Annotated in this window: 12 protein-coding genes; 10 read left to right on the forward strand and 2 right to left on the reverse strand. The window is 64.4% G+C overall.

The genetic code is table 11. The features are described 5' to 3' along the window. Positions 1–1376 (forward strand): dihydrolipoyllysine-residue acetyltransferase (gene aceF / locus LDO54_RS27085; RefSeq protein ID WP_224013788.1); only part of this gene is annotated, 1376 nt, incomplete at its 5' end. A gap of 97 nt (positions 1377–1473) precedes the next feature. Next, positions 1474–3249, forward strand: a complete 1776-nt coding sequence (gene lpdA, locus LDO54_RS27090; protein ID WP_224013791.1) for a dihydrolipoyl dehydrogenase — start codon at positions 1474–1476, stop codon at positions 3247–3249. A gap of 346 nt (positions 3250–3595) precedes the next feature. Here lpdA and LDO54_RS27095 read toward each other — a convergent pair whose 3' ends face one another. Next, positions 3596–4168, reverse strand: coding sequence for a phasin family protein (locus tag LDO54_RS27095; protein WP_205994728.1), 573 nt, complete (start codon positions 4166–4168; stop codon positions 3596–3598). Positions 4169–4925: 757 nt separating this feature from the next. Between LDO54_RS27095 and pbpG the strand changes: the two genes are divergently transcribed. The 3 genes from pbpG (at position 4926) to LDO54_RS27110 (ending at position 7277) form a co-directional block, all read left to right on the forward strand. Beyond that, positions 4926–6101: a D-alanyl-D-alanine endopeptidase gene (gene pbpG, locus LDO54_RS27100; protein ID WP_224013792.1), complete on the forward strand. Its 1176-nt coding sequence runs from the start codon at positions 4926–4928 to the stop codon at positions 6099–6101. Positions 6102–6195: 94 nt separating this feature from the next. Continuing rightward, positions 6196–6738: a hypothetical protein gene (locus tag LDO54_RS39090; protein ID WP_356791702.1), complete on the forward strand. Its 543-nt coding sequence runs from the start codon at positions 6196–6198 to the stop codon at positions 6736–6738. A gap of 14 nt (positions 6739–6752) precedes the next feature. Then, positions 6753–7277 carry a helix-turn-helix transcriptional regulator gene (locus tag LDO54_RS27110; RefSeq protein ID WP_224013794.1) on the forward strand — a complete coding sequence of 175 codons (525 nt, stop codon included), beginning with the start codon at positions 6753–6755 and terminating at the stop codon, positions 7275–7277. Between the two features lie 118 nt (positions 7278–7395). Here LDO54_RS27110 and LDO54_RS27115 read toward each other — a convergent pair whose 3' ends face one another. Further along, on the reverse strand, positions 7396–8196 hold the full coding sequence (locus LDO54_RS27115) for an IclR family transcriptional regulator (protein ID WP_224013911.1): 801 nt from the start codon (positions 8194–8196) through the stop codon (positions 7396–7398). 224 nt (positions 8197–8420) lie between these two features. Between LDO54_RS27115 and LDO54_RS27120 the strand changes: the two genes are divergently transcribed. The 5 genes from LDO54_RS27120 (at position 8421) to iscR (ending at position 12361) form a co-directional block, all read left to right on the forward strand. Next, positions 8421–9152 carry a (Fe-S)-binding protein gene (locus LDO54_RS27120; RefSeq protein ID WP_224013796.1) on the forward strand — a complete coding sequence of 244 codons (732 nt, stop codon included), beginning with the start codon at positions 8421–8423 and terminating at the stop codon, positions 9150–9152. 69 nt (positions 9153–9221) lie between these two features. Further along, positions 9222–10661 (forward strand): lactate utilization protein B, encoded by a 1440-nt coding sequence (locus LDO54_RS27125; protein ID WP_224013798.1) that lies wholly within the window; start codon positions 9222–9224, stop codon positions 10659–10661. A gap of 136 nt (positions 10662–10797) precedes the next feature. Further along, complete coding sequence (locus tag LDO54_RS27130; protein WP_224013800.1) at positions 10798–11034, forward strand: hypothetical protein; 237 nt, start codon at positions 10798–10800, stop codon at positions 11032–11034. A gap of 154 nt (positions 11035–11188) precedes the next feature. After that, positions 11189–11671, forward strand: a complete 483-nt coding sequence (locus LDO54_RS27135) for a low molecular weight protein-tyrosine-phosphatase (RefSeq protein WP_224013801.1) — start codon at positions 11189–11191, stop codon at positions 11669–11671. A 156-nt stretch (positions 11672–11827) separates the two neighbouring features. Beyond that, a complete protein-coding gene (gene iscR, locus LDO54_RS27140) occupies positions 11828–12361 on the forward strand; it encodes a Fe-S cluster assembly transcriptional regulator IscR (protein ID WP_224013803.1) in 534 nt (177 codons plus the stop codon). Positions 12362–12425 lie beyond the last annotated feature (64 nt).

The raw sequence follows: 12425 nt of genomic DNA on the forward strand, positions 1-12425 counted from the left end.
CCGCCGCGCCTGCGCAAGCCGCCGCGCCCGCACCGGCCCCGGCTGCTGCCGCGCCCGCCGCGAGCGGCGGCGTGCAGACCGTCAAGGTCCCCGATATCGGCGACTACAAGGACGTTCCGGTCATCGAGATCGGCGTGAAGGTCGGCGACCGTGTCGAGAAGGAGCAGTCGCTCGTCACGCTCGAATCGGACAAGGCGACGATGGACGTGCCGAGCCCGGTCGCGGGTATCGTCAAGGAAATCAAGGTCAAGGTCGGTGACAGCGTGTCGGAAGGCGCGGAAATCATCGTCGTGGAAGCGGAAGGTGCCGCAGCCGCTGCGCCCGCACCGGCTGCGAAGGCGCCGGCCGAGCAGCCGTCCGACGCACCGCAGGCTGCGCCCGCCAAGGCCGCGCCCGCTGCGCCCTCGGCACTCGCGCAAGCACCGATCATCCCGGCAGGCGAAGGCGGCGCGCGCCGTCCGAGCCACGCTTCGCCTTCGGTGCGCAAGTTCGCACGCGATCTGGGCGTCGACGTTGCACGCGTCGGCGGCACGGGTCCGAAGGGCCGCATCACGCAGGCCGACATCACGGCGTTCGTGAAGGGCGTCATGAGCGGCCAGACGGCGGCTCCGGCTGCCGCCGCCGCTCCGGCAAGCGGCGCGGGCCTGAACCTGCTGCCGTGGCCGAAGGTCGACTTCACGAAGTTCGGCCCGATCGACACGCAGCCGCTGTCGCGCATCAAGAAGATCTCGGGCGCGAACCTGCACCGCAACTGGGTCATGATCCCGCACGTCACGAACAACGACGAAGCGGACATCACCGACCTCGAAGCGCTGCGCGTGCAGCTGAACAAGGAAAACGAGAAGGCCGGCGTGAAGTTCACGATGCTGGCGTTCGTCATCAAGGCAGTCGTTGCGGCGCTCAAGAAGTTCCCGGCGTTCAACGCGAGCCTCGACGGCGACAACCTCGTCTTCAAGCAGTACTTCCACATCGGTTTTGCCGCCGACACGCCGAACGGCCTCGTCGTTCCGGTGATCCGCGACGCCGACAAGAAGGGTCTCGTCGACATCGCCAAGGAAATGACCGAGCTCTCGAAGCTCGCGCGTGACGGCAAGCTCAAGCCGGACCAGATGCAAGGCGGCTGCTTCTCGATCTCGTCGCTCGGCGGCATCGGCGGCACGCATTTCACGCCGATCATCAACGCACCGGAAGTGGCGATCCTCGGCCTGTCGAAGAGCGCGATGAAGCCTGTGTGGGACGGCAAGCAGTTCGTGCCGCGTCTCACGCTGCCGCTCTCGCTCTCGTACGACCACCGCGTGATCGACGGCGCGGCTGCCGCGCGCTTCAACGCGTACCTCGGTGCGATCCTCGGCGATTTCCGCCGCGTGATCCTGTAAAACCGCTTCGACCGGCCCGCGCCGTTGCGCCGCATCCGCTGTATTCAGCTGATGCGCGCCGCGACAGGTGCGGCCGGTCGTTCCTGAAGGGGACACCATGAGTCTCGTCGAAGTGAAAGTGCCGGATATCGGCGACTTCAAGGACATCGACGTCATCGAAGTCAACATCAAGCCGGGCGACGTGATCGAAAAGGAGCAGTCGCTGCTCTCGCTCGAGTCGGACAAGGCCACGATGGAAGTGCCCAGCGATGTCGCGGGCACGGTCAAGGAAGTGAAGATCAAGGCCGGCGACAAGGCGTCGCAAGGCACGCTGGTCGCGATCGTCGAAGTGTCGGAAGCGGCTGCCACACCGGCGGCTGCGCCCGCACCGGCTGCCGCGCCGAAGGCCGAAGCGCCCAAGGCTGCGGAGGCACCGAAGGCCGCAGCACCGGCACCGCAAGCCGGCAGCTTCAGCGGCAGCGCCGACGTCGAATGCGACATGCTCGTGCTCGGCGCCGGCCCCGGCGGCTACTCGGCAGCGTTCCGCTCCGCCGACCTCGGCATGAAGACCGTGCTGGTCGAGCGTTATTCGACGCTCGGCGGCGTGTGTCTGAACGTCGGCTGCATCCCGTCGAAGGCGCTGCTGCACACGGCGCTCGTGATCGACGAAGCCGCTTCGCTCGAATCGCACGGCATCTCGTTCGGCAAGCCGCAAGTCGATCTCGACAAGCTGCGCGACTTCAAGTCGGGCGTCGTCAAGAAGCTGACCGGCGGTCTCGCCGGCATGGCCAAGGCGCGCAAGGTCGAAGTCGTGACGGGCCTCGGCTCGTTCATCGATCCGTACCACATGGAAGTGGCGGGCGAGGGCGGCAAGAAGATCGTCAAGTTCAAGCAGGCGATCATCGCTGCGGGTTCGCAGGCCGTGAAGCTGCCGTTCATGCCGGAAGATCCGCGCGTGGTCGACTCGACCGGCGCGCTGGAACTGCGTCAGCTGCCGCAGAAGATGCTGGTGATCGGCGGCGGCATCATCGGTCTGGAAATGGCGACGGTCTACTCGACGCTCGGCGCGCAAATCGATGTCGTGGAAATGCTCGACGGCCTGATGGCCGGCGCGGACCGCGATCTCGTCAAGGTCTGGGAGAAGTACAACGCGAAGCGCTTCGCGAATGTCATGCTCAAGACCAAGACGACGAAGGCCGAAGCGAAGGAAGACGGCATTTACGTCACGTTCGAAGGCGAAAAGGCTCCGGCCGAAGCGCAGCGCTACGACCTCGTGCTGGTCGCCGTGGGCCGCTCGCCCAACGGCAAGAAGATCGGCGCGGACAAGGCCGGCGTGGCGGTGACGGATCGCGGCTTCATCGACGTCGACAAGCAGATGCGCACCAACGTACCGCACATCTTCGCGATCGGCGACGTGGTCGGCCAGCCGATGCTCGCGCACAAGGCCGTGCATGAAGGCCACGTGGCGGCGGAAGCGGCGCACGGCGAGAAGGCGTACTTCGACGCGCTGCAGATTCCGTCGGTGGCCTACACCGACCCGGAAGTGGCGTGGGCCGGCAAGACCGAAGATCAGTGCAAGGCCGAAGGCATCAAGTACGGCAAGGCGGTGTTCCCGTGGGCCGCTTCGGGCCGCGCGATCGCCAACGGCCGCGACGAGGGCTTCACCAAGCTGATTTTTGACGAAGAGACGCATCGCGTGATCGGCGGCGGCATCGTCGGCCTGAACGCGGGCGATCTGATCAGCGAAGTCTGCCTCGCGGTGGAAATGGGCGCGGACGCGACCGACATCGGCAAGACGATTCACCCGCACCCGACGCTGGGCGAATCCGTCGGCATGGCCGCCGAGTTGTACGAAGGCGTCTGTACCGATCTGCCGCCGCAGAAAAAGAAGTAAGACGCTGCGTGCCGCGCTCGCTGGCGGCATGCACGTAAGCAAACGGCGCACTCCTCAGGGAGTGCGCCGTTTTTCTTTGTGCGGTGCCCCGAGCGTGGACGGGGCGGGCGGAAGCTTCGAGAGGCGCGCCGGCGCGGCAAAGTGCGCGGCGGCTGACGCGGCAAAAAAGATTCCCGGTCGGGCGACCGGGTAAGTGGCATACCTTGCGGCATACCGGAGCGTCAGTCCGGCGCGGAGCGCGCAGCCGTTGCGGCGCGCGCCCCGTTCAGCGGGCTTGGTCCGACGGTCTCCAGCGATCAGCCGGTGCGGGCCGGCGGGGTCTGAATATGAGTGTCGGACCGGGGCTTCAGACCGTCTTCTTGGCCGAAGCGGCAGCCGAGCGCGAAGCTTGCGCGGCGGCCTTGCTGGCCGCGGCGGTGGCGGCGTTGAAGTTGCTTTCGGCCATTTCGACCGCTTGCTTGGTGGCCTTGTGGACCGTTTCGTACGTGGTGTTCGCGGCGTTGATGGCCGACTTGATCACGGCGACAGCGGTTTCCGAACCGGCCGGTGCGTTCTTCGCGACGTTGTCGACGAGCGACTGCACCTTGCGGTTCTGCTCTTCGTAGTGAGCTTCAGCGACCTTCGCGAATTCGGCTTGCGTGGCCGAAGCGATTTCGTAGACGTGGCGGCCGTACGAGAGCACCTTTTCGGCGAGCGGTTGGGCGTAGCTCGATTGCAGCGCGAGCAGTTCCTGCGCATCCTTCACCGACAGCGCGCGCTGCGCGTGTTCCTGCGATTCCGCCAGATTCGAGCGAACGGCCTGAAGGTTCAATTCGACGAGCTTTTCCACGCCTTCGAATGCCTTGCCGGTGAGGCCGAACAGGGTTTCGAGGTTGGCTTTCTGGGCGGCGACGAATTGCTCAGGGGTCAGCAGACTCATGTTTACGCTCCTGGATGGTTGGCGGCCTCGTGTGGGTGGACCGCCTGGAGTAAGTGGCAAGACGCTGGGTGATCTGCCGGGCGCATTGGTGCGTCGCAACATTACAGACGATTTTAGGACGCCTGAGCCGAAAGTCAAGCGTCTTTTGGTGCGTCGCACCATGTCATTTATTTGTTATTAAACAGGCACTTATGCGACTCGCATGGGGCAAATTGCGTGCCGGTTGGCGGCGTGCGGCATGACGCGCCGCAAGGGCAGGGCGCAAACCGGCGCCAGGCCTTGCTGGAGAAGGCCAGGCATATGCGCGCTGATTCTGGCAAGATTGAGCCTGACGGCACATCGGAGGTTGCGCCGTCGGATTCGAGGAAGTCATGTGCGGGATTTCACTTAACGCGTCCACCAGATTGCGTCATGGAACGTTAAAGATCCATTCCGGTCGAAAGCCCGGTCGAACACGCGTCGCGCGGTTCGGCAGCACTGGCGTCTGAGCATCGTCCCCGGTATTTATCCCACATAAAGTTCTGCACAACGTGCGCCGTTAATGCGTAGGCGACAGCAATAGTTGCCGGCCATTGGCGCAGCAGGGCGGGACCGCCCGGACGATTGTCTCTGTCCATCGAGAATGTGAAGCGTATTGGTCTACTCAATCAAGAACCAGATTTCGGTTTAACGAGCAGCCATAAGTGCTTCAATTTGCGAATTTTTCGTGGTTTTACTACACTTGGCGAACGATCCCGCCGCTCCATCCAGAACACCAATGAAATCCGACAAGTTCCTGTCGTTCAAGCTGGTGCCCTCATCGGTTGTCAGCACCGCGCTGTCGGTGGCTGTGTCCGTGGCCATCAGTGCGACGCTATTCGTGCCCGAGGGCGCCTTTGCTGCGTCGCAGAACACCGCTGCGGCCAATACGGCCAAGGCGAAGAAGTCCACCAAAAAGGTTGCGCCGGCATCGGCCAAGGTTGCGAAGAAGGCGGGCGCTGCCCGTACCGTCGCAGCCAAGGACGACGACGCACGCCCGGTGGCGAAGAAACGCCGCGTGGCCTACACGATGAACGGCCGCCATCACACGGCCGTGCGCCGCGTGGCTTTCGAGCCGCGTCAGCCCACCGCCGGTCAGGCGTTCGGCCTGCATGAGACGCCCGATTCGCTGATGCTGCGCTCGGGCGTGGCCTACGTGGTCGATCAGAACTCGCTCGAGCCGCTGTTCGACAAGAACTCGCGCGCCGTGGTGCCGATCGCCTCGATCTCGAAGCTCATGACCGCGATGGTCGTGCTCGACTCGAAGGCGCCGCTCACCGAGCAGATCGAAGTCACCGACGAAGACCGCGACTACGAGAAGAACACGGGCTCGCGCCTGTCGGTCGGCTCGGTGCTGTCGCGTGAAGACATGCTGCACATCGCGCTGATGGCGTCGGAAAACCGCGCTGCCGCCGCGCTGTCGCGTTACTACCCGGGCGGTCGTCCGGCCTTCATCGCCGCGATGAACGCCAAGGCGAAGCAGCTCGGCATGACCGACACGCATTTCGAGAACTCCACGGGTCTGACGAGCCACAACGTGTCGAGCGCGCGTGACCTCGTGAAGATGGTGAACGCGGCGTATCAGTATCCGATGATCCGTCAGTTCTCGACCGACCGCAGCTACGACGTGTTCACGGGCAAGCGCAACCTGGCCTACAACAGCACGAACGCGCTGATCCGCAATCCGTCATGGGACATCGGCCTGCAGAAGACCGGCTTCATCAACGAAGCGGGCGAGTGCCTCGTGATGCAGACGGTCGTGCATGGCCGTCCGGTGATCATGGTGCTGCTCGATTCGAGCGGCAAGTACTCGCGCTTCGCCGACGCCACGCGTGTGCGCACGTGGCTGGACAATGGCGGCGCCGATCAGCAGCCGCATATTACGAGCGCGGACGCAGGCGGCGCCGGCACCTGAGCCGCCTCACGCCAGCACCGAGTTCGTTTCGCAGAACGCCCCGCAATCGCGGGGCGTTTTTGTTTTGGGGCGCGGATTGGGAGGGCGCCGAGAGGTGGCGCGTCTGCTCCTACGCCATCCGGCCAGCTTTCTGCGCGAGCATTCGATCGGCAAGATTTCCAGTGATGGATCAAGGCGGCCAGCCGGGCATCGAGTTCGACTGGAGTTTGATGGTTGTCAGTTGACAACCATGTTGACGATACATACACTGGGCTTGTCGATGAGACGATCGCATGCGAAGAAAGAGGTCGAGGCGGCGCTGGTTTATGCCGAAACCCAAGGTTGGTTAGTGATGCCAGGTAAAGGAAATGGTCACGCGTGGGGAAGAATGTTTTGCCCGCTCAACCAGGCCGATTGCCGTTGTGGCGAATTCTGCATCACGAGCATCTGGAGCACGCCGCGCAACGCGGGGAATCACGCAAACATGCTCAAGCGCGTGGTGGACAACTGCACCGCGCAGCGAGTGAAGGCGCCCGTGAAGGCGCCGGTCGGAGGTGCAGCCGGAAGTGTGGCTGAAAGCGCGGCGAGCCGTGTGGCCGGAAGCGCGCGGCATCAAGGCAGGTCAGAGCGGCCCGTTGGGCCTCACAGGCAAGAGTAGAGCAGGAGTCAGGCATGGAATACGTTTTCACGCTCAAGTATCAGCTTGCACCGGAAGACAGCGACCACGACGCGCTCGTCGAGCGGCTCGCGCAAGCGGGCTGCGACGACGCCACCCTCGGCGTCGGCTTGCCGGGGCGCATCGCGCTGGCGTTCACGCGTGACAGCGCCACGGCGTGGGAGGCCATCTATACGGCCTTGCAGAACGTGAAGGAAGCGGCGCCGTCCGCGCGGCTCGTGGAGGCGGCGCCCGACTTCGTCGGCTTGACCGACGTCGCGGACATGACGGGCATGTCGCGCCAGAACATGCGCAAGCTGATGCTCGTGCATGCGGCCGATTTCCCGCAACCGGTCCACGAAGGCAGTCCGTCGCTCTGGCATTTGAGCGACATCCTCACGTGGCTCGTTGGCCGCGACGGTTACACCATCAGTTCGAGTTTGCTGGAAACGGCGCACACGGCCAGGCAGGTCAATCTGGCGAAAGAGGCGCGTGCACTCGATACGCAGGTCGATCAGCAACTCGAAGCGCTTGTGGGCTGAGTTGGACGCGAGTTGGGCGTTCTCGCGCGCAATGCGTCGAGCGGGCGAAAAAAAGCGGAGGGCTTGCCTCCGCTTCATGCGATGCGATACGCGCATCGTGCTACGTCCGATTGCTACGTCAGGCCGTCTGCACGTTGCCATCGGCGATTTCCGGGTGATAACCCAGCGACTCGGAAATGGTCAGTGCGGTCTTGCTCAACTGCCCGAGCCACGAGTCCTGCAAGCGGTCCGCGGGCGCGGAAAGCGACAGGCCTGCCACGAGCTTGCCGGTATCGTCGTAAATGCCTGCGGCAATGCAGCGAACGCCCAACTCAAGTTCTTCGTTGTCGCGCGCGCACGACTGCTGGCGCACATGGGCGAGTTCGCGTTCCAGGCGGCTGAGGTCCGTGATGCTGTTGCGTGTGTGGCCCGAGAGGCCGGTACGCGTTGCGTAGGCGCGCACGCGGGTGGCTTCGTCGGCGGCGAGAAACAGTTTGCCGACCGAGGTGAGGTGCAGCGGGGCGCGGCCGCCAATAGCGCGCACGACCTGCATGCCCGAGCGCTCCGAATAGGCGCGCTCGATATAAACGATTTCGTCGCCCTGGCGCACGGAAAGATTAACGGTCTGCCCCGTGAGACGGTGCAGTTCGCGCATTGGCGAAAGCGCCGCATCACGCACCGAAAGGCGCGCTTTCACGAGGTTGCCGAGTTCGAGCAGACGCATGCCAAGCCGGTACGTGCCGGGATCGGAACGATCGACCAGGCGGCAGCTGACCATGTCGTTGAGAATGCGGTGCGCGGTCGACGGATGCAGTTCCGTGCGCTGCGCCAATTCTTTCAGGCTGACGGGGTCGGTATGCGCGGCAAGTGCGTCGAGGAGCCGCATCATGCGCTCGATCACCTGAATCGAGGTCTTCGGATCCGGATTGGTGTCGCTCATGGGTGCTTTTTCGTTTGACGCGTGAAGCGGAAAATCCATTGTATCTCGTATGGTGAAAAAAGTAAGCGCGTGGCGGGAGCCGCTGCTGCACCGCCGCAGGGGCGGATCAAGGAGTCGGCGGCCGTGTTCGGCGCGCGTCGGGGCGAGTAAAACCCGGGCAGGCCCGCGTTGGTGGTGAGCGCGAAACATCGGATAATCGGGGACGGTTTTTAGGAGGAGTCCCCATGCGAGTCGGTTTGTTCGTCACCTGCCTCATCGACACGATGCGTCCCGAGATCGGTTTTTCGACGATCAAACTGCTCGAAGCGGCGGGCTACGAAGTCGTCGTGCCGTCCGCGCAAACCTGTTGCGGGCAGCCGGCCTACAACTCGGGCGAGCGCCCGCTCGCACGCGACCTGGCCGAAAAGACGCTGCGCGAATTCGAGCAGTTCGACTACGTGGTGGTGCCGTCGGGCTCGTGCGGCGGCATGATCTGCGTGCACTACGGCGACCTGTTCCGCGACGATCCCGAACTGATGTCGCGCTACGGCAAGCTGCGCGAGCGGGTCTACGAACTGACGGACTTTCTCGTGAACGTCGCCCAAGTCACGCTGCCCGAAGTGCCTGAAGGCGAGTTTCGCGGCCCGGTGACGTATCACGATTCGTGCTCGGGGCTGCGCGAACTGGGTGTGAAGGCGCAGCCGCGCGCGCTGCTCGCTCAACGCGGCGTCGAAGTGCAGGAGATGAAGGACTGCGAGCATTGCTGCGGCTTTGGCGGCACTTTCGCAGTCAAGTACGGCGCGATTTCCACCGCGATCGCCGACGAAAAATGCATGAACGTACAGGCGAGCGGCACGGGCGCGGTCGTGCTCGGCGACCTCGGCTGCATGTTGAACATCGAAGGGCGCTTGCGCCGAACCGGCGATGCGCACACGCGCGTGCTGCATATCGCACAGGTGCTGGCCGGCGACGTCTGACGCGCCGCTTTGTCCACGCACGCGGCTCAATCCGCACGTTCACGTCACCATTCGCCCCGACACCACGCCATGCAAGTCCAATCGATGCAGTTCAAGGCGCGCGCCGGCCAGAAGCTTGCCGACCAGCGCCTGCAGCAGAACCTCAAGAAGCTCTCGACCAAGTTCGTCACCGCGCGCGCGGAGGCCATCACGGCCATCGACTTCGCGGCCACGCGCGCTGCGCTCAAGGAGCGCCGCAACCGCGCGCTGGAGAACCTCGACGTCTGGATCGAGCAGTTCGAGGCCGAGGCCACGCGGCGCGGCGTGACGGTGCTGTTCGCAGAGACGGCGCGCGACGCGGCGCAACTGGTGGCCGACATCGCGCGCAAGCACGAGGTGCGCAAGGTCATCAAGACGAAGTCGATGGTGTCCGAGGAAATGCAGCTGAACACGGTGCTCGCGCAGATGGGTGTGCAGTCCATCGAGACGGATCTCGGCGAGTACATCCTCCAGATCAACAACAACGAGCCGCCGAGCCACATCATTGCGCCCGTCGTCCACAAGGATAAGGACGAGATCGCCGACCTGTTCGCGCAGACGCACCATAAGCCGCGTCTCACCGAAATTCCCGACATGACGCGCGAGGCGCGCGAAGTGCTGCGTCCGCACTTTCTGTCGGCGGATATGGGCGTGACCGGCGGCAACTTCGTCGTCGCGGAAACGGGTTCGGTCGTGCTGGTCACGAACGAGGGCAACGAGGGCATGTGCACGGTGATGCCACGCGTGCACGTGGCGGTCACCGGCATCGAAAAGGTGCTGCCCACGCTCGAGGATCTCGCCACGGCCATGCGCCTGCTGCCGCGTTCGGCGACCGGGCAGGCCACCTCGAACTATTTTTCGATGCTCACCGGTCCGCGCGGGCCCGGCGACCAGGACGGGCCGGAGCATATGTATGTGGTGCTCGTCGACGGCGGCCGCACCGGGCTGATCGGCGGCGAGTTCCAGGACATGCTGCGCTGTATACGATGCGGCGCGTGCATGAACCACTGTCCCGTTTATCAGAAGGTCGGCGGCCACGCCTACGGCTGGGTCTATCCGGGGCCGATGGGATCGGTGCTCACGCCCAGCTACGTCGGCATCGAGAAGGCGCTCGATCTGCCGCAGGCCGCCACGCTCTGCGGCGAGTGCAACAGCGTCTGTCCGGTCGGCATCCCGCTGTCGGATCTGCTGCGCAAGCTGCGCGAAAAGCAGACCGAACGCAAGCTGCGGCCGTGGCGCGAACGCGCGGCGCTCGCCGTGTGGGGCTGGTTCGCGCTGCATCCCACGGCCTACGGGCTGTTGACGAAACTCGGCGTGCGCGTGCTGGAGCGCATGGGGCGGCAAGGGCAGGCGATCCGCAAATTGCCGTTCGCGCGCGGCTGGACTGAGGGACGCGACCTGCCCACGCCGGTTGGACGCACGTTCCGCGAGCTTTACGCGGCGCGCCAGACGCATCTGGACGCCAACGCGACACGGCATCGTCAACCGTAAATCGGCCACTGTTTAATCTGCGGCAACAGTGTGTTCGTCTTTGCCGGGTTTTTCCTGATTGCGATCGTCTATATCATTTCGACTGGCGATAGTGCGTCTCAAGCACCTCGCCCCACAGTCGAGAGAGAGTCGCATCATGAAAAAGAAAATAGTGGTGTATTGGCCGCTGGCGCTGATCGTGCCGCTCGCGGCAGTTGCATGGGTTCACGCCTGGAATACCGCCGAGCAGCAACTGCCGCTCGCCGCCGATCAGGTGAGCGCCGAACTGGCGCGCGCCGTGTCGTATGGCCTTGTCGGGAATACCGGCGACGTGAAGGCGCCCGTCAAGGCGATGCGTGCCGTGAACCCGCTGCCGCAGGCAAGCACGATCTGAGCATCCCGGGCGGCGCGGGCATCACGAGCGCGCATTTGCCGCACTTTGTATAATTGCGGATTCGCCCGGATGCGGTTCCGGTCCCGGCTTTGCTCTGACGTATCTGACTATCGACTGGACGGCTCTGTACCGCGTCCAGTCCCACCCCGACACGATGAACAAGGTTTCCGTCTGTTTCGTTTGCCTCGGCAACATCTGCCGCTCGCCCACGGCTGAAGCGGTGATGCTGCGCATGGTCGAGCAGGCGGGCCTGAACGGTCGCGTGGTGGTCGATTCGGCGGGCACCGGCAACTGGCACATCGGCGAGGCGCCCGACGAGCGCGCCCAGCGCGCGGGCAAGCAGCGCGGCTACGATCTCGCGCCGCTGCGCGCGCGCCAGATCGCGCAGGAAGATTTCGCGGCGTTCGATCTGATCGTCGCGATGGACGACGCCAATGTGACCGCGCTGCATCAGGTCGCGCCGGCCAGCGAGCGCGACAAGATCCGCCTGCTGATGGAATTCGCGCCGAACGCGCAGGATCGTGTAGTAACCGACCCTTATTTCGGCGGCGCGGCGGGCTTCGAAGCGGTGCTCGACCAGTGCGAGGCCGCTTGCGCGGGCCTGCTGGCGGCGCTGCGTCCGCAACTGGTGGATTGAAGTGAACGGTGCGGCGCACGCGTTGAGCAGGATGTGCGCCGTTTTACCTTTTCGTCATGTGCCTAATAACCCGAATGGCGGCACGGATACTTGACTAAACTAGTCATGTATTTATACTTGACGAAAATTGTCGAGAATTGCGGTTCCCCTACCATCATGAGACTCACCACGAAAGGCCGTTTCGCCGTCACGGCGATGATCGACCTGGCCCTGCGCCAGGAGCAGGGCCCGGTGACGCTTGCGGGTATCAGCCAGCGCCAGCACATTTCGCTGTCGTACCTCGAACAGCTGTTCGGCAAGCTCCGCCGTCATGAAATCGTCGAATCGGTCCGCGGGCCGGGCGGCGGGTACAACCTCGCGCGCCGCGCGGAGGACGTCACGGTCGCGGACATCATCATTGCCGTGGACGAGCCGCTCGATGCCACCCAGTGCGGCGGCAAGGGCGCCTGCGAGGGCACCAAGCAGCACGACGGCCACTGCATGACGCACGAACTCTGGTCCACGCTGAACCAGAAGATGGTCGAGTACCTCGACTCCGTGTCGCTCAAGGATCTGGTGGACAAGCAGCGCGCCCGCGAAGGCGCCGCGCCGACCGTCATCCGCGACCGCCGTGCCGAGGCACCCGCGGTGGAGCCGGTGAGGGCCGTGCCGCTAGGGCCGAACTCGATTTTCAACATGGCGAGTTCGTGAGCTTGATCCGAGCCGCCAGGACGCACTACACAGTACAGCGCAGCACAAAGATTCCCCGGAGCGA

The sequence above is a fragment of the Paraburkholderia tropica genome, assembly GCF_914484835.1.
Taxonomy (GTDB): domain Bacteria; phylum Pseudomonadota; class Gammaproteobacteria; order Burkholderiales; family Burkholderiaceae; genus Paraburkholderia; species Paraburkholderia tropica_A.

Excerpts from the sequence above, each read along its gene's own strand:
- lpdA (WP_224013791.1), top strand. The coding sequence starts at position 1,474 with ATGAGTCTCGTCGAAGTGAAAGTGCCGGATATCGGCGACTTCAAGGAC.
- LDO54_RS27095 (WP_205994728.1), bottom strand. The coding sequence starts at position 4,168 with ATGAGTCTGCTGACCCCTGAGCAATTCGTCGCCGCCCAGAAAGCCAAC.
- pbpG (WP_224013792.1), top strand. The coding sequence starts at position 4,926 with ATGAAATCCGACAAGTTCCTGTCGTTCAAGCTGGTGCCCTCATCGGTT.
- LDO54_RS27110 (WP_224013794.1), top strand. The coding sequence starts at position 6,753 with ATGGAATACGTTTTCACGCTCAAGTATCAGCTTGCACCGGAAGACAGC.
- LDO54_RS27115 (WP_224013911.1), bottom strand. The coding sequence starts at position 8,196 with ATGAGCGACACCAATCCGGATCCGAAGACCTCGATTCAGGTGATCGAG.
- LDO54_RS27120 (WP_224013796.1), top strand. The coding sequence starts at position 8,421 with ATGCGAGTCGGTTTGTTCGTCACCTGCCTCATCGACACGATGCGTCCC.
- LDO54_RS27125 (WP_224013798.1), top strand. The coding sequence starts at position 9,222 with ATGCAAGTCCAATCGATGCAGTTCAAGGCGCGCGCCGGCCAGAAGCTT.
- LDO54_RS27130 (WP_224013800.1), top strand. The coding sequence starts at position 10,798 with ATGAAAAAGAAAATAGTGGTGTATTGGCCGCTGGCGCTGATCGTGCCG.
- LDO54_RS27135 (WP_224013801.1), top strand. The coding sequence starts at position 11,189 with ATGAACAAGGTTTCCGTCTGTTTCGTTTGCCTCGGCAACATCTGCCGC.
- iscR (WP_224013803.1), top strand. The coding sequence starts at position 11,828 with ATGAGACTCACCACGAAAGGCCGTTTCGCCGTCACGGCGATGATCGAC.